Here is a 19,412-nt window from a genome sequence, read left to right as displayed (position 1 = left end):
TTGAGGAAGCAATATGACGCGTACTGCAAATGAGTTTCTAACTCCGCAAGCGATCAAGGTCGAAGCGGCAAGCGGGACCTCGGCAAAAGTTATTCTAGAACCTTTAGAGCGTGGCTTTGGTCATACTCTGGGTAATGCTTTACGTCGCATCCTTCTTTCTTCTCTACCTGGCGCAGCTGTGGTAGAAGTTGAGATTGAAGGGGTCGAGCACGAGTACAGTACTTTGGAAGGCTTGCAGCAGGACATCGTCGAGCTCTTGCTGAACCTAAAAGGATTGTCGATTAAGCTGTTCGATCAAAATGAAGCATACTTAACATTAGAGAAACAAGGTGCAGGCGACGTAACTGCGGCTGACCTTCGTTTACCTCATAATGTTGAAGTGGTTAACCCTGAACATTTGATCGGTACTTTAAGTGCCTCAGGCTCATTGAAAATGCGTCTGAAAGTTGCTCAAGGTCGTGGCTACGAGACTTCTGATTCACGCTTCCCAGAAGGCGAAACTCGCCCAGTGGGTCGCTTGCAGTTAGATGCTTCTTATAGCCCAATCAAACGTGTGTCTTATACAGTGGAAAACGCTCGTGTAGAACAACGTACTGACCTTGACAAATTGGTCATTGATCTTGAAACCAATGGTACTGTAGATCCTGAAGAAGCAATCCGTAAAGCGGCAACAATCTTGCAACAACAAATTGCAATCTTTGTTGACCTTCAGAAAGATCAAGCACCTGTGGCTCAAGAGCCGCGTGAAGAAGTTGACCCAATCTTGCTTCGCCCAGTAGATGATCTAGAGCTAACTGTTCGTTCTGCTAACTGTTTGAAAGCAGAAAACATTTACTACATTGGTGATCTTGTACAGCGTACTGAAGTTGAGTTGCTTAAAACTCCTAACTTGGGTAAAAAATCGCTTACTGAGATCAAAGATGTTCTGGCTTCTAAAGGCTTACAACTCGGCATGCGTTTAGAGAACTGGCCACCGGCTAGTCTCCGTATGGACGATCGTTTCGCCTATCGTAGCCGTTAATTAAGTAGGACTATCACCATGCGTCATCGTAATAGTGGTGTGAAATTAGGCCGTACAAGCAGCCATCGTAAAGCGATGTTCCAAAACATGGCTAACTCTTTGTTCGAGCACGAGTTGATCAAAACAACTGTGCCTAAAGCGAAAGAGTTACGTCGTGTAGCTGAGCCTTTAATCACTTTAGCTAAAAACGATACAGTAGCAAACCGTCGTTTGGCGTTTGCTCGTACTCGTTCAGCAGCAACTGTTGGTAAATTATTTACCGTTCTTGGCCCTCGTTACAAAGAGCGTAACGGCGGTTATCTACGTGTTCTTAAAGCGGGCTTCCGTGCAGGTGATGCTGCACCGATGGCTTACGTTGAGCTAGTAGATCGCGAAGTTAACTAATTTCGTGAAGAATAACGCGAGTTGTTCGAAAAGGTCGGTTGAATAAACCGGCCTTTTTTAATGTCTGAAATTTATTTTCAGGTATTTGCATCATGCAGAACTAATCTGAATCTGGCCTGAAAAGATAAAAAAATAATGGCTTTTTATCAAACTTGACATTGTGTATTGTCAATTTTGTGATTTAATAAAAACAGATAGTATCGCTTAGGTAAAAGAACAATATGGAAAAGCAAATCGATATTTTAATTGTGGGTGCGGGGATCTCGGGAATTGGTCTGGCAGCGCATCTTTCTAAACATTGTCCGCAGCGCTCATTTGAAATTATTGAGCGACGTGCCAGCATTGGCGGAACTTGGGATTTATTTAAATATCCGGGAATTCGTTCTGATTCGGATATGTCGACCTTTGGTTTTAATTTTAAACCCTGGAAAAAAGCCAGTGTACTTGCCGATGGCGCTTCGATTAAGGGCTATCTGGCCGAAGTAGTAGATGAATTTAATCTGGAATCGAAAATTCATTATCAACACCGTGTGTTAACCGCCAACTATGATTCTATGACCTGTAAATGGTCAGTAGAGATTGAGGATGAACACAGCAAGAAGCAGGTCTGGATTGCGAATTTCGTACTGAGTTGTACCGGTTATTACAATTATGACCAAGGTTTTCAGCCTGAGTTTCCAAATCAGGAGGCTTTTAAAGGTCAATTCATTCATCCGCAGCATTGGCCGGAAAATTTAGATTATCAGGGCAAAAAAGTGGTGATCATTGGTAGTGGTGCCACCGCGATTACTTTAGTTCCGGCGATGGTCAAAGGCGGCGCCGGGCATGTGACCATGTTACAGCGTTCCCCGACCTATATCGCTTCAGTGCCCTCCATTGATATGATTTATGCAAAGATGCGGCAGTATCTACCAGAAGATGTGGCTTATAAAATTACCCGTACCCGGAATATTGGCATGCAGCGCGGAATTTATGCCTTGGCACAAAAACAGCCAAAACTGTTAAAAACGCTGTTACTTAAATCCGTGCAGTTTCAGCTCAAAGGTAAAGTGGATATGAAACACTTTACCCCGAATTATGAGCCGTGGGATCAGCGCCTATGCGTGGTGCCGGATGGTGATCTGTTTAAAATTTTACGTGAAGGGCAGGCATCAGTTGTAACGGATCAGATCGAAAGCTTGACTGAAACTGGCATTCAGCTGAAATCGGGTCAACATCTGGAGGCAGATATTATCGTTTCAGCCACAGGCTTAAATATCCAGATTCTTGGTGGAATTCAGGCGACGATTGATGGTCAACCTGTCGATACCTCACAACATATGCTGTATAGAGGCATCATGCTTAGTGATGTGCCGAATATGGCGCTAATTATTGGTTATATCAATGCCTCTTGGACTTTAAAAGTGGATATTGCCGCTGAGTACATTTGCCGTTTGCTGAACTATATGGATCAGCAGGGCTATGCTGAAGTCATCGCTCAGGGTGATCAGACTGAATTGCTAGAGGATACTGTGATGGGTAGTCTCAGTTCGGGCTATATTGCCCGTGCTGCAGATGTGATGCCAAAACAAGGTAAACATGCACCGTGGAAAGTCAGCAACAATTATCTTGCAGATCGTAAGGAACTTAAACAGGCTTCGTTTGAAGATAGGGTGCTGAAATTTAAAAAAAACAGCAAGGCTCTCAAACATAAACCGCGTCTGGTCTCTTAAAGTCGGATATTGAACTGAAGAAAAAGGAGTCCTGAGTGACTCCTTTTTTATGCGTCCAGTTTACAGTGAACGTGCAATCAGTTCTTTCATGATTTCGTTGGTACCAGCATAAATCCGGTTGGCGCGGTTGTCGATATAGGCCCGGGCAATTGGATATTCCAGCATATAGCCATAACCACCATGCAATTGCAGGCATTCATCTACCACCTTGCTACACATTTCTGAAATCTTGTATTTGGCCGCAGCAGCGGCATCGATGCCTAGTTCTTGCTTGAGTTGCAGCTCCATGCAGCGATCCAGATAAGCGCGACAAAACTCGATTTCGGTACGCATTTCTGCCAGTTTAAAGCGGGTATTCTGAAAATGGCTAATACTCTTGCCAAAGGCCTGACGTTCCTTGGTGTATTTCACTGTATGTGCGAAAGCAGCTTCAGCGCCAGCCTGACACATAATTGCCACAATCAGGCGTTCCCAGGCCAGTTCTTTCATCAACATCATAAAGCCCATGCCTTCCAGACCGAGCAAGTTTTCTTGTGGTACGCGTACATCGTCAAAGAACAGCTCGCAAGTATCCTGGCCTTTCATGCCGATTTTATTCAGCGGTTTAGCTTTGCTAAATCCGGCCCGGTCGGCTTCGACCATAATCAATGAGAGATTGGCCGAGCCTTTGTCACTATGACCGGTCTTGCAGACCACAATCGCCATATCACAGAGATAGCCATTGGTAATAAAGATCTTGGATCCATTAATCACATAGTCATCGCCATCCAGTACCGCAGAGGTACGTACTGCTTGCAGGTCAGAGCCGGTTCCTGGTTCGGTCATGGCAATCGCGGTGACGACTTCTCCAGACGCCATTTTGGGTAACCACTGCTGTTTTTGAGCATCATTGCCAAAGTTCAGCAGGTAATTGGCGACAATATCTGAATGTAATGAAAACCCCGTGGCTGAATCACCAGCATAAGCCTGTTCTTCAATCAGAATCATGCTATACAGCCGGTCTACCCCAGAGCCGCCATATTGCTCTGGCATGGTGGCGCAGAGTAGTCCCAGTTCACCCGCTTTAGTCCAGAGCTCTCGATCCACATGCTGTTGCTTTTCATAGCGCTCGCTATGCGGAATAACTTCCTTTTCATAAAACTTGCGTACGGTTTGACGAAATGCTTCATGTTCGGCAGTAAAAAGCTGGCGGGGTAGCATCGGGGCAAGCGGGCGAATGGCTGCAGATTGCATCTTGTTATTCCTTATTCTGATCTGTTTGCTTTAAAGTAGGTCAAGCATAGATCAGCAACAATGAGCGGAATGTTCAAATAACTTAAATATGCTGATGCTTTTGGTCATTTGTATGAAATCCCTCGAAATTCAGCGATGGCTTCAGGTAAACTATTCCGGTTTATAACGAATTGGGGAAATTCGATGACTGATGACATCACCTTAGAAGAGCGCAAAGTGATTTATCGCGCGCGTCGTGGCCTAAAAGAGCTGGATGTGTATTTTGATCCCTACGTAAAAAACTACTACTTAACTGCTGATCCATTTGAAAAGCAGATGTTTGCTGAGTTGGTCGATCAGGAAGATCCAGATCTGCTGGACTGGTTTATGGAAGTCTCTGAGCCGCCGCGTCCTGAATTAAAAGATTTGATCAAGAAGCTTAAATTTTACGTCCATGGATAATCGCTGTTTCAAGCTGAAACGCAGTTATTGTGCACTGGCGTTTCAGCTTTTTATTTTTGCACTGTTGATGTACCTCCTATACCAGCTATTGCCGATTGCGATTTGGCTGCTGTGTGCTGCGATTGGACTGGTGATTTATCAGCTGTTTTATCGCAAGACGCCCCAGATTGAACAGTTTGAATATCTGGATGGACGTGAATGGTCATTGACGGCCAAATCTCGGCCCACCTGTCGGGTATGTGTTAGTCATGTGATTGATCATCAAGCTTATATTGTGGTGTATTTTCAGCACGCCAAGGCTCAGCCTTTATTGATCTGGTGTGACCAATTGCCGCTAAAACAATGGAAATCCCTGAAAGTTCTGACCAAACTTATCTAGTTGTCAGACAACGCTATTTTAATCATTTGATTGAAGTTTCAATAAAACAGATACTTAGATCATTAACGCGCTTTCATTGTCAGACAAAAAATAATAATGACTTATCAGTAAGATAAATTGTATGACAATTTCCCGCCTATGTTTTATTTTTAGCCTGTACATTGAACGCACCAACAGCAAATACGGGAGAATTCAATAGAATCTCCAGTGTGGATGTTTTTGATCGTAGTGATTGTTTCAGCTTTGGTGGTTGGACAATTCGCGATGGTGCTGAAGGATAAATTTTCATCTTAATCAAGCAGAGTTATTACCGGCTCTCTGTTTGTACAGTTAATAAGTAGCATGTGCTGAACCGTCGCAATGCTACTTTTTTTTGCCCAAAATTTGGGAATTCAACAGATCAAGTCAATTGCAGTCGGCCAGTTTGATGGCACAGTGTCTGGTACGGATTAGAGTAAATACTCTTTTATTCACAAAATGCTTCTGATATCTTTAACAGAAAGATGGACATAATCACAATTATAGAGGACAGGAAAATGTCAGGCGTCCGTAAAATATGCCAAGGTATGGCGACCATTGCAATAACAACAACAGTATTAACGGGGTGTTCCCATGTCATTAAAACCGGTGCCAATGTCGCACTGGGTTTTACCGAAAACCATATTGTCCCGCCAATTTTAGCCATGGATGATGCTGAGATGGTCTGTAATTCAGGCAATTCTCTAACTCCGGCCATCATGGCAACCAAAGAAATGGGAGCGGATCCGACGCGAGTAGCCGTATTGATGTATTCGGCTGCCGGCATTTGTGCCGAGCAAAAGGCGCTGGAAGCTGAGTTACGCTATTTGCGTGCTTCAAAATCCAACCAGGTAGCGGAAGCCCAAGATGCGCGAATTGAGCAGAAGCGCTGGGCGGCTCTAGCGGCACAGCGTCAATATACCGGTTATCAATTGTTCCAGAGCCGTTATGAAAAAAAATATCAAAAAGCCTTGGGTGAAGAATGCCCGCGCATGAACAGCGATATGGAGCAAACGGTTTATCTGCTGGGCATGCTCAGCGGTTTACAAGCCATGACCAATGATATTAATTCAGGCGGCGCAGTGCATGTACCCAAAGATATCGCTGCTGTGGTCGAACGTGGTATGACCTGTCTGGATAATGCCAAATTCTGGGGAGCACCGAATGCTACGCGTGCTGTGATCTGGACTTTATTACCAGGTGCAAGCGATGGTAAACCTGATCCTTACCAAACATTAAAACAATCTACACAAATTGGTGAGCAAAAAGGTGTACGTTTATCGCATGCTTTATATGCTGTAGCAGCACAGGCCAGTGGTGACGATGCCAAAATCCGCGATGCTTTAAAAACCTTTGCGCAGGCCCGTACTGAGGAAAAGCCGGTAAATCCACAGTTCAAGCTGATCGACAGTATGGCAGCGATTATGGTCGGTGGAATTTCAGATCGTTACTGGACAGAAAATACTGGTGTGCGCAGCGCCGATGATGGCATGCAACGTTTCTGGGATGAATCAGACAGCTCTTCGGAACTCGATGACCTGTTCAGTGCAGACCTGTAACCCAGATAGCCTGCATAGAATTTTAAGGATGAAATTAAACTAGATGGTTAGGGAGAAGCATAAGCTGATGCTAGATCAACATGTTCGACGAAAAATTATTTTTCTAGCGGCTTTTGTCTCTCTCTGTGCATGTCTGCAAATTTTTCAGGATCATTTCATCTACTGGCAAGAGAGCCTGTTAGGTGAATTTTGGCGACTCTGGACAGCGCATTGGGTGCATGTGGGCTGGATTCATTATTTTCTGAATATTCTCGCTTTTCTCTGTTTGCCTTTCATTTTTCCACGCGCCACCGTCTGGCATTTCTGTGCCATTTTACTGATCTTGCCGCCGCTGATCAGTTTAAGTTTTTATTTTTTCTTACCCAATATTGAAGCCTATGCCGGCTTGTCGGGCGTACTGCATGGCGCCTACGTGGCAGTGGCGTGTGTGCATTTGCTGTATAAACGGGAACGCGGTTTTGCGGCGCTGGTGTTGTTTTTGATTTTTGCCAAACTGGTCTGGGAAAACACCATTGGCAATGTCGGAACGGCGCAGCTGATCGGCAGTCCGGTTTTGGTTGAGGCACATTTACTTGGTGTGATTTGGGGCGTGATTCTGGCGCTGATCTATATCGTGAGCAATTATTTTCGGGATAATTAAAGTGCAGAGATAAATCATTTACTTGGCAGAAAATACAAAAAGAAAATATAAATTGTCATTTTTATTGTGCCAATTTTCATGCAAAGTCAAAACATAGAATAAAGATCCTGACCTTTGAAAAGGAATTTTCGGGGCAGAAGGGAAGATCGGCGTCCTAGACCAAGCATTAGGCCGCTAAAATAAAAATAGGAATACACATGCAAAATGATGATCAAAACAGATCAGGATTAGGTCTGTTGCGTTATATATGGACAGAGTGGATCTCGACCTTCGTCGTGCTGGTTTTACTTTTGCTCACTTTGATTATTGGCACCGGGGAAATGATTCACGGCCAGTTGCTGCGTATGGGCGAGCGTATTTACGGTGATCCGGCAACCGGAATGCAATATTCATTTCTAAGGGCTGAACCGACGCGGCCACAATGTGAACGCAATATCAATGTTGATCAGCGTGTTCAGCAGCAGATGAAAGCCGATGCAGCCGATGAATACGCCGATTTCTTCGGGGTGCGTTCGGAAGCGGATGTCCGTGCTGCGGTGTTACAGGCACAGCAGGTCTGTGAAGAATCCTACCTGTTTTACGATAAAGCCATTCAGCATGTGGAAGCCCATCCAAGTATTCGGGCTTATCGGACATTTGAAACCTCTTTCTTTGGAATCTTCAAGTTTGGTACGGAAAACCGGGCTTTGCTTCTGGTCATCATGGTGGTCTTTGCTGCGATCAGTGCCACCCTAAAAACCCATCATATTGGCTTACGTAGCCCGAGTACGCGTATCGACTTTAAAGTTTATTCGGTCGCCATGCTGGTTGCTAATGCTTTCCTGGCATTTTCATCCTATAGCCAATATCAGTCCGTATTGAACTCGGGCGTGCCGATGGGGGAAATGAAATACATCTACTGGTTGTGGATGATTCTGTTCAGCACACTCACCTTGATCAGCCTGTATCAGGTGATCAAACAACCAAAACCAACGCGAGAGGGCGGCAGTTTTGGTCTGGCCTTTCTGAGTGTACCGTTGTATGCCTATATGGCCATTACGACCGGAATAAATTTCACTTTCTTTATGGACTATCCAATGGGACAGGGGATTTACCTCGGTCAATTGGTAGAGTTTTCTAGTATCTTCCTGAACTTGGCCTTATTTATCTGGGCCGGTATGTTGCTGAAACAGACCCGTGTCGTGGACATGTTCCTGAATATTCTGCGTCCTTGGAATCTGGCACCTGAAACCCTGACCTGGCTAATCTTGCTGGCAGCGGCATTACCGACCGCCTATACTGGAGCATCAGGAATTTTCGTGATTGCCGCAGGTGCGATTATTTATAAGGAAGTCTGGAATGCGGGTGGACGCCGTCAGTTTGCACTGGCCGCCACTGCAATGTCCGGCTCAATGGGCGTAGTCTTACGTCCTTGCTTGCTGATTGTTGTTGTGGCATCACTCAATAAAGAAGTGACCACCGACTTACTGTATCACTACGGGATTTATGTCTTCCTGCTCAGCTCGACTTTATTCCTGGTAATTTCCCTGTTCTTTGCAGAAAACAAATTCCGCATTGCTGCGCCTACTATAGCTGCTCCTCAATCTGGTCGTGCCTTCATTGCGATTATTCCATATATCGTGATTTTTATTCTGATCTGGTTATTCTATAAATATGCCTTGTCGACTGACCTGAATGAATTTACCGCACCAGTGATGATGCCAGTCATTCTGCTGATGATTGTTCTGTTCGATAAGTTACGTCATGAACCTGCGCCGTTGCCGGCAGTGGGGCATTGGGATGAAACCTTGACCGCAACTTTAAACTCAAGATCGACACCTGAACTGGTGACAGCCGGTGCCGCGGCCAATGCAGAATATCGTGAAGCTGAACATAGCGAACAACTAGGCAAAGAACTGGCTGTTGATCATACTGTACAGCGTTCGAAAGCGACTGAAATTTTGCGTCATGTCGGTTTCTGGAAGTCCATGCATATTTCGACCAGTGAGACCGTGGGACATATTGGTGCGCTGGTCATCCTGATGGCACTCTCGGTGAGTGTGGGTGGCTTGCTGGAACGTATGGAAATTATGGAAGCCTTCCCGACCGATATCAGTAGTACCATTCTGGTGATTTCACTGATTGTCGGCTTGATGATTTTTGTCGGGATGATCATGGATCCATTTGGCGCGGTGATTCTGATTTCTGCAACCGTTGCTCCAGTGGCTTACCAATACGGCATTCATCCGGTTCATTTCTGGATGATTACCCTGATTGGTTTTGAGCTGGGTTACGTGACGCCACCAGTTGCGCTGAATCATCTGTTGGCCAGACAGTCGATTGGTGATGCTGAAGTGGCCGAAGCGGATGCCGAAGTACGACACCTGTCTTTCTACTACCGTTATGAACGCTGGATTTTGCCGGTGATAGTATTGCTGCCTGCGATGTTGATCATTGCCTATGTGCCTTATATCTTTAAGCTGTTCGGCTGGTATCAATAAAAGAAAAGCAATAAAACAGCACCTACGGGTGCTTTTTTATTGCTTTGATTTCGAATCTTGATCAAATCTTCGATGAATTCAGGCGCTTCTGCAGTATCGGGCTACACAGTAGAATCGCACAGAAAATCAGCCCCAGCCCGATTAGGCTATAGAGGTCCGGAACTTCCTGCCAGAACAGAAATCCCCACATACCAGCAAAGAAAATTGCCACATAGTTGACCGGTCCAATTTGTCCTGCCGGAGCCAGCTTATATGCATTGGACATAAACAGTTGGCTAAAATTGGCCAGGATGCCGGCAGTAATCAGATAGCTGAGTTCTGTCAGAGTATAAGGCCGCCATAGCCAGAACATCGGAATCACTGAAATCAGGGTGCCAATAAAGCAGAAATAAAATACAATTTTTTCCGGAGACTCGGTTTTAGTCAGTGCCCGAACCGTGACAAAAGCCATCGCCGCTAGAAAACTCGCACTCAAACCAATGACCGACATCAGGTTAATTAAACCCGAATCCGGTTTGGCAACACAGAGTACCCCGATGAAACCAATTGCAGCGGCGACTAACATGCTTGCTGTTATTTTTTCCTTGAGAAATAGCCAGGCAATCAAAGGAATAAAAATCGGAGAAGAGTAGGTGAAGACCATGGCATTGGAGAGTTTTAAATGGGCAATGGCATAGAAAAAGCCGTACATGGCAGTCAGTCCGACCACTGCGCGCCAGGTGTGCATCCATAGTTTTTCAGTTTTGAAAAAACCAATGCCTTTATTGAAAATGAAGGGCAGGAAAATAAACAGCCCGACAAAATTGCGAAAGAAGACCACGGTGGCGTTATCAACCGTTGCCGAGGCATAACGGATACACACGCCCATGACTGAAAAGAGAAAAGCAGAGCAGGTCAGTAACAGAATGGCTTTAAGCAGATGCGGAGCGGTTGGGGCAGACATGGAAACAACTGAGCTAGAAGATCTGACGATATTCTAGCTGAAATACTGTCGAGATTTACTGGCTTTGAGCAAGTTGTGCTTCAAGTAACTTGATCTGTTCCTCTTTCAGTTGAATCAACTGGTCGGCATCGCTATGCTGCGCATCCAGTGTGGCTTTTTGTTCATTGAGCTGAACTTGGATGTCATCTAATTTAGCCACTTCTTCTTTGGCCAAACTGGCATTCTCCGGCACCGGTGCATCTAACAGCTGATCTGATACCAGTGCTTTAGCTTCGATCGCCTCAGCTGCTTTCGCTGCCGCTGTATCTTCTTCAGTTTTCGCCGCAGGTTTTGCTGCCGGAACAGCTGCGATATCTTCCTGATGTATGCGTTCCGCTTCACCGGAAGAGGCATTCAACCACTGATATAGCAATACCAATGCAACGACAGTAACTAAAGCCCCCATAATCCCCATTAAAAGTTTGGGGTTATTTCTTTGTTCTACTGACATAGCTTGAACCTTGATTTTTATTTTACTGAACGAGGTTTAAACTGAATCACGCCAACTTCATCTGGAACAGCTGGTGTTTCTGGTTGGTCAACATGTGTGGGACGATTTTCTTCATAACCACATTCAATACATTCGATCCATTCATCTTCACCAGAGGTCAGCATGACGACGCGATCTAACGCCTGACATTTTGGACATTTTGCGCCTGCAATGAAACGACGTTTAATGGTCATCATACTCACCTTGTGATCAACTTAAAAAGCTAGTTTAAGCGTTTTTAGAGGGGTTCGTCCAACCTTGATGACGCAGCAATGCATCTATTTTTGGCTCGCGTCCGCGGAAATTGATAAATGCGTCAAGTGCTGTGTCTTTTCCGCCAACTGCGAGGATATTTTCCCGAAACTGCTTTCCGGTGGTGGTGTTAAAAATACCTTCATCTTCGAAGCGGTCGAAGGCATCACTGGCTAAAACTTCGGCCCATTTATAGGAATAATATCCCGCTGCATAACCACCGGCAAAAATATGACTGAAGCTGTGCTGGAAACGGTTATAGTCAGTCGTCGGTAGAACCGCATATTTTTCACGGATCTCATTCAGAGTAGCCTGAACCTGTGCTGCATTTAAAGCTGGATTGGCTCGGTGAATACTCAGGTCAAACAGGGCAAATTCAAGTTGACGCAGGGTTTGCATACCGGATTGGAAGAAACGTGCATCGAGCAGGGCTTTGAGCAGGTCGGCCGGCAAAGATTCCTTGGTTTCAATATGTTCACTGAGCAGATTCAGACTGTCCTGATCCCAGGCCCAGAATTCCATAAACTGGCTTGGCAGCTCCACGGCATCCCAAGCCACGCCATGCGTACCTGCCACCGCGATATTGTCGACTTCAGTCAGCATATGATGCAGGCCGTGACCAAATTCATGGAACAGGGTAATCACTTCATCATGCGTGAGCAGTGCAGGTCGGTTGCCAACAGGTGGAGTAAAGTTACCCACCATATAGCAGATCGGTTTTTGCAGGCCATCACGTGTCTGCATGCGCGAACGGAAACCGCTCATCCAGGCACCACCACGTTTGCCTTGGCGTGCATACAGGTCAAAATAGAAACCGCCAATCACCTGACCTTGGTCTTCCAGTTCGAAATAACGCGCCTCTGGATGCCAAACCGGCGCTTCACGTTCAATCACCTGAATGTCATACAGGCGATTGACAATACTGAACAGGCCCTGCAGGATTTTTGGTGCAGGGAAATAAGGTTTCAGCGCTTCCTGTGACAGATTGAACTGCTGCATTTTCAGCTTTTCTGAATAATAGCTGCTGTCCCAAGGTTTCAGTTCATCAATACCATCTTCAGCGGCAATGGCTTTTAGTTCTGCAATTTCTTTGGTTGCCGGCGCACGGGCATGCTCTGCCAGATCACGCAAGAATTCGTCTACTGCTTCTACACTTGGCGCCATTTTGCTGGCCAGAGACAATTCTGCATAATTGTTGAAGCCGAGCAGCTTGGCCATTTCCTGACGTAAGCTGAGGATTTCTTCAATTAAGGCGGTATTGTCAAATTCAGTCTGCTCGGACTGATCTGAAGCGCGCGTGGTATAGGCTTTATACAGCTCTTCACGCAGTTCACGATGTTCCGCATGGGTCATGATTGCCAGATAAGACGGGAAATCTAGCGTAGCGACCGGCTGATCCAGCTCGCGTTGCTGGCCATATTGTTTTAACAGCTCAATATTACTTTCAGAGAGACCCGCTAACTCATCTTCAGCTAATGGTCTGAAATAAGCCTGAGTCGCATCCAGCACATGGTTGGAGAAGTCGGAAGACAGTTGTGAGAGACGTGCAGAAATTTCTGCATAACGTTTCTTCGCTTCGCCTTCTAAGGCCACACCAGACAGTTTGAAGTCACGTAAGGCCAGTTTGATGGCACTTTGCTGGGCTGCAGGTAATTCATTAAAAATTGATGCATCATGAACATGCTGATAAGTTTGATACAGCGCCGTATGTTGACCTAGTTGCGTATAGTATTCGCTCAGACCCGGTAATAAGGCTTGATAGACGTCACGGGTTTCGGCATTGTTCATCACGGCATTTAAATGCGACAGGATGCCCCAAGACTCACTCATATTGTTTTCAAGCGTGTCGACATGTTCCAGTGTAGTCAGCTGCTCCTGTACTGAAGTCGGTGTTTCGGTGAGTTCATTCAGGAACTTTTGCCCTTCAGCGATACAGCTTTCAATTTTTTCTTTGAGATCGGCCAGGGTAATCTGATCAAATTGTGGAACAGGCAAAGTTGCCTTTTCTAAAGTCATGTCGGTCTGCCAAATTAATTTTCTATATTCAGTCTAGATGTAGGGCCTTTGGTGGGGGAAATCAAGGGAGTTAAAGTTTTTTCTCTAGCTTTGTATTTAATATTTTCAATTCTTTATTAATATTTTGAAGCTGTTCAATAAATCCACCATCAGATGAAGGTAAGGCTTCTAGTTCATTTATATCGATGATGGAAATATCAGTGATTTGAGTTTTCCATAAGTTTAAAGGGTGCTGATACCAATACGTGACTTTCATGGTGATAGGATTATTATCTAAAGCCTCTCTGAGGCCGCCGTATTGTCCCCAATCGTATATATAGCTCTGATTGGGTGGAAATACTTTGACTCCATGTTTGAAAATACCGCTATCAAAATAATCTTTTGAAGCATTTAATTTTTTAATTCCGAAGGCCCGTTTAGGAATGGGTTGATCACTCGATATTTGTACATTATAGGCAATGGATTTTCCTATATTCTTTATCTGTAGTTGAATGAAAGATTGCTTACCGTAATGCGGAAGAGCAAAAACTATAATTTGTGGTTGCTGATCAGATTTAAATACGGCATAAGTCACAAGCAAAGCCATTAAAGAAATGATCAAAGTAAAAATAGTTATGGTATCCATTCTTATAATTTTTCCTATTTTAATATTTGGATTATAAATAAAAAAGAGCGCCGTAGCGCTCTTTTTATACCGTCAAAAATTATTCAGTCTTGGCTTTTGCATTCGACTTTTTCTTTTTCACTTTGGTCTTTTTCTTTACTTTATCTTTAGCCTTTGCTTCAGGCTTTGCTGCAGATTTTTTAACAGACTTGCTGTTGTAAGAGCTGGGTTTTCCTTTGGCTTTTTTGCGTCGTATGGGCTGTTCTCCATCGGCATTCAGGCTGGATTTAGACTCGCGCTCATTCTTACTAAAAACCTCTTCTGTTGCTGCTGGACGTGCTGTCGGTTTTTTCTCGCTCACGCGCGGCGCACGGGCACGAATTGCACGGCCGGCATGACTGAGCTGTTGTACCAGTTCAAAGTCGATCTTGCGCTCTTCCAGATTGACGCCAGCCACCTTGATCTTGACTTCATCGCCCAGACCAAAGACCTGACCATGATTCTGGCCGACCAGATTCTGGCTGACTTGATCAAAGACAAAGAAGTCATCGCCCAACTGGCTGACATGTACCATACCATCCACATACAGGTCTTTTAGCGTCACAAACAGGCCAAACTCTGCTGTCGCACTAATGATGCCAACAAATTCTTCGCCCAGATGCTGCTGCATATAATGACATTTCAACCAGGTCGTCACCGAGCGAGAGGCTTCATCGGCACGGCGTTCAGTGGCAGAGAAATGTGTTCCTGCTTCATCTAAAGCTCCACCTGAAAGCGGAGATGGCTTTTTATTTAAATGCGCTTTAATGGCACGATGCAATAACAGATCTGGATAACGTCGAATTGGCGAAGTGAAATGTGTGTACGCCTCATAAGCCAGACCGTAGTGCCCCGCATTGTTAGGGCCGTAATAAGCCTGCATCATGGAGCGTAATAACACCGCATGAATGCTTGGTGCATCTATGCGGTCTTTGGTCGCTTCAATCACCGCCTGATAATCTGCTTGGGTCGGTTGCTCCGGGAATTTCAAACCAAGCAGCTTGACGAAATCACGGACTTTTTGAATACGCGAGAACTCAGGTGGCTCATGTACGCGGTACAACATCGGAATTTCATTTTTCAATGCATATTCTGCGGCTGCCACGTTGGCCAGCAACATACATTCTTCAATCAGCTTATGCGCATCATTACGGCTACGCGGCAAAATCTCTTTAATTCCGCCCAGCTCATCAAAAGTCATATACGTTTCAACGGTTTCAAATTCCATGGCATGGCGTTCAGCACGTAAGCCTTTCAGAACCTGGTACAGCTGGAACAGGGTGTTGATCGACTTGCGAACTTCGCGATCTTCGGTAATGGCCTGACTGTCGCCTTCCAGATATTGGGCAACCTGATCATAAGTCAAACGTGCTTTAGAGTGCATCACGGATGGATAGAACTCAAAACCGGTAACACGACCGGCACGTGACAGTTTTAAATCACAGACCATACAGAGACGATCAACAGCCGGATTTAAAGAACACAAGCCATTCGACAAGGCTTCAGGCAGCATTGGTAAAACAAAGTGCGGGAAGTAGACAGAAGTTCCGCGTTCCTGAGCTTCATCGTCCAGTGGTTTGCCTGTACGTACATAATGACTGACATCGGCAATCGCTACGACCACGCGATAGCCACCGCCCGGACGTTTTTCAGCATATACTGCATCATCAAAGTCACGTGCATCTTCACCATCAATGGTGACCAAAGCTAAATCACGCAGATCCACACGACCTTCACGGTCTTTTTCTGTTGGTTCTTTAAAGCTTTCTGCATCCTGAATCACTTCTTCCGGGAATTCATACGGTAAACCATATTCTAAAATGGTTTGTGGAATGATGATTTCGGTATCGGCTTTATCTGCCATGGACTGGACAATATGACCGGTCGCAAATTCTTCACGGGTCGGATAAGTATCAATCGCCACGCGAATCGAATCACCCAGATTGACTTGCGCATGTTCAATCAGTTCTTTTTCAAGAGTAATCGGCTGATGCGCATTTGGGCTAGCAGGTTGAACAAAGTATTCACCTTCATATAGGGAAACTTTACCAATGATCTGCTTAACGCGGTGCTGCACAACTTCAGTCACATAACCCCAGGCTTTACCTTTACGGTCTACTGAAGTTTGACGTACTTTGACACGGTCGCCATTAAAGACCAGCCGTAGTTCACGCTCAGCCAGTAAGAGATCGTCCTGGCCAGAAATGTTGGCAGTTCCCATCCCGCGGGAATTGATATAAACCGTCGCTTCGGATTCAGGCTGCTCGACGGCAATCTGGAATTTATAACCATCTTTCATCAATTGCCCGTCACGCACCATCGCAATTAAACGATGGCTGAGAGCATCAATACTTTTTTGATCTGCAATTTCGAAATGTTCTACCAGGTCGGCATGAGACTGGGCATTATTTTTTTCTATGGTTTCTAAAATTAGCGTACGGCTTGGGATAGGGTTGTCATAACGTTCGGCTTCAGCTTTTGCTTCAGGATCGACCCAGTTTTTCATCATGTCTTTAAATTTATCTTAGGAGATAGGTTTAGCATAAAACATGTGTGCGCAGACTGCACGTAAATGATTGCAATAATCCATTTAAGTTTTCAATTTTCTGTTCATTTTAGATAACTGGAAATTTATTCGGTTTTTTGAGCAGGAAAATGTACGAAAAATCGCTGAATTGCTTAAAAAGTATTTAAACGAGCAAAAATATGCACTTTTTTTCGATGCTGCGCTTGCAGTGCCATGCCGAAATTTGTATTATGGCCGCACGTTACGGTGAGATGGGTGAGTGGCTGAAACCACGTCCCTGCTAAGGACGCATACGGGTAACTGTATCGAGGGTTCGAATCCCTCTCTCACCGCCACGCTTACTTATATCGCGCGCTCATAGCTCAGCTGGATAGAGCACTTGGCTACGAACTAAGGGGTCGGGAGTTCGAATCTCTCTGAGCGCACCAAGTAAGTTAAGCAGAAAAACGTATTGCCAACCTAGGCACACAAGTTACGCGCTCATAGCTCAGCTGGATAGAGCACTTGGCTACGAACTAAGGGGTCGGGAGTTCGAATCTCTCTGAGCGCACCAATCTTGATAAGAATTCTGAAAAACCGCACATTGATGCGGTTTTTTTACGTCTGTAATATTTAACGCTTTTTCATATAAAAAACCAATAACTACCGATTCGTTGATTATCTTAATTTTTGCTGTACCTTGAGTGCATAGACGGTATTGCCACCCACCGCAGGTAATACATCGTGATAGGGCAGACTGCGCATGGCCCTTAATAAAAACGGTGCTTGATCATGAATCTTCATGCTGCTGGTGATTTGGAACAGATTACCTTGTGATTGCGGCAATAGCTTCATGCTGCCTTTGACAAACTTTAAGTCGCCACCATTGGCATTGAACTGATTCTGCAAGGGATCGGGCTGGTAAAAACGCATCTTGAAGTTAAATGGAATCTGAATCACGCCTAAGCCCACTGAAACTTTATAGTTGGCATCTACACTTTGGGTATTGATCGGGTTAAGTTCGACTTTCTTGATCTGGCGCGGGAAAAGCTGTTGACTGGCTTGTGCAGCCAACCACGGTCGTAGCTTGTCTACCGAATGCGGAAAGTATTGATAGGTGCTGCTAAATCTCAAATTTTCTGACGCTTTTCCTTCTTTAATCTGATAGCTGGGCAAAATAAAACTGACTGGTTGGCCGGATTTTTGACTAAGCTGGGCAATCTTCTGTAGCTGTTGTGAATTAAATTTCAGTTGTGGAGTCGGGGCGGTGAGTGTTGTGGCATGACTGGTTTTAAAACGCTGTTGCAGTGCTTCGAGTAGAAATGCGTTGGTACCGGGAGGAATGCCAAGTTTGGCTTCAGGCAGAGCATTGAGAATTTTACTGAATAGAAAACCTTTAGGCTGGTTCAGGTCGCCCCACTGGGTCACTGTCACCAGAGTTCTGTGCGGATCAAGCGCGAACCATTCCAGTTTTCCCGCGCCATAAGGAATGGGTGCATCAATAATTAAAGTGCTGATGCTGTTATTGCCCAGATGATGCTGCATCACCACGGTTTCTTTGAAGTTCAATATCGGAATTGGTGTGGGGATATGCACCTGATATTTGACCTGCTGAATCGAACCTTGCTGTTCTAGAATTTTGGCTGACTTTAAAGTCGGAAACAGGCCAACATAATCCGGATAATGCTGTAGCAATTTCTCGACCTGTGTTTCAGCCATAGGCAAAACCACGGCGGCACTATAAAATTGTACCTTGCTGGTGGCCTTACTGTTTAAGGTAGGAAGCTGGGTTTTAGTCACCGGATGCGCATAAATCAGAATCCTTTCGCCTGTTAATTCTGCCAATTGTTGGGCATTGCCCGGATAAGCACTCAGGCTACTGGGTAATTCTGCATCCCAGGGAATGATCTTGGCCAGTGATAGAGTAGACAGACCCGAACAGATACCGATTGCAATACATTGCTTGAATCCTTTCATTCAACATCCTGTTGCATATTTTTTGTTTTAATTGCTGTTTATTTAAAACTAAATACACGTTTTTCCAAAGCAAAGTTATGTAATTGATGCGTCAGGCCATAAGCATTGTGCATATTTTGCTATAGTATTGGGCAAGATTTTATTTTTTTGATGTGATGCTATGACTGAGTCAGCACCGACTTTATCGACCCGTTATTTTCTGACTTTAGAAGAATCTCAGGATGGTTTTGCCTTGGCGACTTTTGGCAAAAAGCAGATTTCACGTTTTCTGACGCCTCTGGTCAGTATCGGGATTATCCTTTGGGGCTTTTCGATGGGCTTTGACGGGGTAGGACGCTATTACGTGGCTTTGGGGGCATTCTTCCTGATCCTGCAAGGCATCATGCGTTACTGGTTTCTGCCGATGATGTTTAAACGCCAGTTCGTCAAATATCAGTTTGGTAAGAGTGAACAAGGCCTTGATCTGTATCAGGACTATGCGGAAATTTTTAATAATGAGCGTAGCAAGCTGGTAGCGTATAATGAGGTGCAGAATTTTGCTGCCGGCAAACTGACCTATATGCTTGAACTGAAAAACCGCACCGTCATCATTGTGCCAAAACGTGCCTTTAAAGATGCGACTGAGCAAAACATTTTCGAGAATGCATTTAAAAAATAATCCAGAGATCGATATAAAGAC

At 44.9% G+C, this 19,412-nt stretch carries 17 protein-coding genes and 3 tRNA genes; 12 read left to right on the top strand and 8 right to left on the bottom strand.

Annotated features, from left to right (window positions below):
* Positions 1 to 13 precede the first annotated feature (13 nt).
* From rpoA to GVV58_RS07655, 3 genes are all read left to right on the top strand, one after another.
* Positions 14 to 1,021 (top strand): DNA-directed RNA polymerase subunit alpha, encoded by a 1,008-nt coding sequence (gene rpoA / locus GVV58_RS07665; protein ID WP_005094131.1) that lies wholly within the window; start codon positions 14 to 16, stop codon positions 1,019 to 1,021.
* Positions 1,022 to 1,039: 18 nt separating this feature from the next.
* On the top strand, positions 1,040 to 1,405 hold the full coding sequence (gene rplQ, locus GVV58_RS07660) for a 50S ribosomal protein L17 (protein WP_004281488.1): 366 nt from the start codon (positions 1,040 to 1,042) through the stop codon (positions 1,403 to 1,405).
* A gap of 221 nt (positions 1,406 to 1,626) precedes the next feature.
* Complete coding sequence (locus tag GVV58_RS07655) at positions 1,627 to 3,117, top strand: NAD(P)/FAD-dependent oxidoreductase (RefSeq protein ID WP_159516280.1); 1,491 nt, start codon at positions 1,627 to 1,629, stop codon at positions 3,115 to 3,117.
* A 60-nt stretch (positions 3,118 to 3,177) separates the two neighbouring features.
* Here the strand turns inward: GVV58_RS07655 and GVV58_RS07650 are convergent, their stop codons facing one another.
* On the bottom strand, positions 3,178 to 4,350 hold the full coding sequence (locus tag GVV58_RS07650; RefSeq protein ID WP_159138628.1) for an acyl-CoA dehydrogenase family protein: 1,173 nt from the start codon (positions 4,348 to 4,350) through the stop codon (positions 3,178 to 3,180).
* Positions 4,351 to 4,533: 183 nt separating this feature from the next.
* Between GVV58_RS07650 and GVV58_RS07645 the strand changes: the two genes are divergently transcribed.
* From GVV58_RS07645 to GVV58_RS07625, 5 genes are all read left to right on the top strand, one after another.
* Positions 4,534 to 4,791: a succinate dehydrogenase assembly factor 2 gene (locus tag GVV58_RS07645; RefSeq protein ID WP_005094125.1), complete on the top strand. Its 258-nt coding sequence runs from the start codon at positions 4,534 to 4,536 to the stop codon at positions 4,789 to 4,791.
* On the top strand, positions 4,784 to 5,170 hold the full coding sequence (locus GVV58_RS07640) for a hypothetical protein (protein ID WP_005094124.1): 387 nt from the start codon (positions 4,784 to 4,786) through the stop codon (positions 5,168 to 5,170). The genes GVV58_RS07645 and GVV58_RS07640 overlap by 8 nt, the downstream gene beginning before the upstream one ends.
* A 536-nt stretch (positions 5,171 to 5,706) precedes the next feature.
* The gene (locus tag GVV58_RS07635) at positions 5,707 to 6,747 is read left to right on the top strand and encodes a hypothetical protein (protein WP_005094123.1); all 1,041 of its coding nucleotides are present in this window, start codon (positions 5,707 to 5,709) and stop codon (positions 6,745 to 6,747) included.
* A gap of 67 nt (positions 6,748 to 6,814) precedes the next feature.
* Positions 6,815 to 7,387 (top strand): rhombosortase, encoded by a 573-nt coding sequence (gene rrtA, locus GVV58_RS07630; protein ID WP_005168711.1) that lies wholly within the window; start codon positions 6,815 to 6,817, stop codon positions 7,385 to 7,387.
* Between the two features lie 197 nt (positions 7,388 to 7,584).
* Positions 7,585 to 9,867 (top strand): TRAP transporter large permease subunit, encoded by a 2,283-nt coding sequence (locus GVV58_RS07625; protein ID WP_159516279.1) that lies wholly within the window; start codon positions 7,585 to 7,587, stop codon positions 9,865 to 9,867.
* 61 nt (positions 9,868 to 9,928) lie between these two features.
* On the opposite strand, the gene GVV58_RS07620 is transcribed toward GVV58_RS07625, so the two are convergent.
* The 6 genes from GVV58_RS07620 to rnr all read right to left on the bottom strand — a co-directional run bounded on the left by GVV58_RS07620 (position 9,929) and on the right by rnr (position 16,759).
* Positions 9,929 to 10,810, bottom strand: a complete 882-nt coding sequence (locus tag GVV58_RS07620) for a DMT family transporter (protein WP_074383575.1) — start codon at positions 10,808 to 10,810, stop codon at positions 9,929 to 9,931.
* A 55-nt stretch (positions 10,811 to 10,865) separates the two neighbouring features.
* Positions 10,866 to 11,300: a hypothetical protein gene (locus tag GVV58_RS07615; protein WP_005168705.1), complete on the bottom strand. Its 435-nt coding sequence runs from the start codon at positions 11,298 to 11,300 to the stop codon at positions 10,866 to 10,868.
* A gap of 17 nt (positions 11,301 to 11,317) precedes the next feature.
* Positions 11,318 to 11,527, bottom strand: a complete 210-nt coding sequence (locus GVV58_RS07610; RefSeq protein WP_171054337.1) for a YheV family putative zinc ribbon protein — start codon at positions 11,525 to 11,527, stop codon at positions 11,318 to 11,320.
* A gap of 40 nt (positions 11,528 to 11,567) precedes the next feature.
* Positions 11,568 to 13,622, bottom strand: coding sequence for a M3 family metallopeptidase (locus GVV58_RS07605; RefSeq protein ID WP_171502639.1), 2,055 nt, complete (start codon positions 13,620 to 13,622; stop codon positions 11,568 to 11,570).
* 55 nt (positions 13,623 to 13,677) lie between these two features.
* A complete protein-coding gene (locus GVV58_RS07600; RefSeq protein WP_159516277.1) occupies positions 13,678 to 14,232 on the bottom strand; it encodes a hypothetical protein in 555 nt (184 codons plus the stop codon).
* Between the two features lie 79 nt (positions 14,233 to 14,311).
* Positions 14,312 to 16,759: a ribonuclease R gene (gene rnr, locus GVV58_RS07595; protein WP_159516276.1), complete on the bottom strand. Its 2,448-nt coding sequence runs from the start codon at positions 16,757 to 16,759 to the stop codon at positions 14,312 to 14,314.
* Positions 16,760 to 17,022: 263 nt separating this feature from the next.
* On the opposite strand from rnr, the gene GVV58_RS07590 reads away from it, so the two are divergent.
* From GVV58_RS07590 to GVV58_RS07580, 3 genes are all read left to right on the top strand, one after another.
* Positions 17,023 to 17,112: transfer RNA gene (locus GVV58_RS07590), tRNA-Ser, on the top strand.
* A gap of 16 nt (positions 17,113 to 17,128) precedes the next feature.
* Positions 17,129 to 17,205 (top strand) — tRNA-Arg (locus GVV58_RS07585).
* A gap of 48 nt (positions 17,206 to 17,253) precedes the next feature.
* Positions 17,254 to 17,330, top strand: a tRNA-Arg gene (locus tag GVV58_RS07580).
* A 104-nt stretch (positions 17,331 to 17,434) separates the two neighbouring features.
* On the opposite strand, the gene GVV58_RS07575 is transcribed toward GVV58_RS07580, so the two are convergent.
* Complete coding sequence (locus GVV58_RS07575) at positions 17,435 to 18,733, bottom strand: SRPBCC family protein (protein ID WP_159516275.1); 1,299 nt, start codon at positions 18,731 to 18,733, stop codon at positions 17,435 to 17,437.
* Between the two features lie 160 nt (positions 18,734 to 18,893).
* Here GVV58_RS07575 and GVV58_RS07570 point away from each other — a divergent pair, with 160 nt between their 5' ends.
* The gene (locus GVV58_RS07570) at positions 18,894 to 19,391 is read left to right on the top strand and encodes a YcxB family protein (protein WP_159516274.1); all 498 of its coding nucleotides are present in this window, start codon (positions 18,894 to 18,896) and stop codon (positions 19,389 to 19,391) included.
* Positions 19,392 to 19,412: the final 21 nt, after the last annotated feature.

It is taken from the genome of Acinetobacter sp. 18QD2AZ41W (assembly GCF_009829025.1).
GTDB classification, from domain to species: domain Bacteria; phylum Pseudomonadota; class Gammaproteobacteria; order Pseudomonadales; family Moraxellaceae; genus Acinetobacter; species Acinetobacter pseudolwoffii.
Note: the sequence above shows the minus strand (reverse complement) of the source record. Positions and strands in the feature narration are given on the sequence as shown.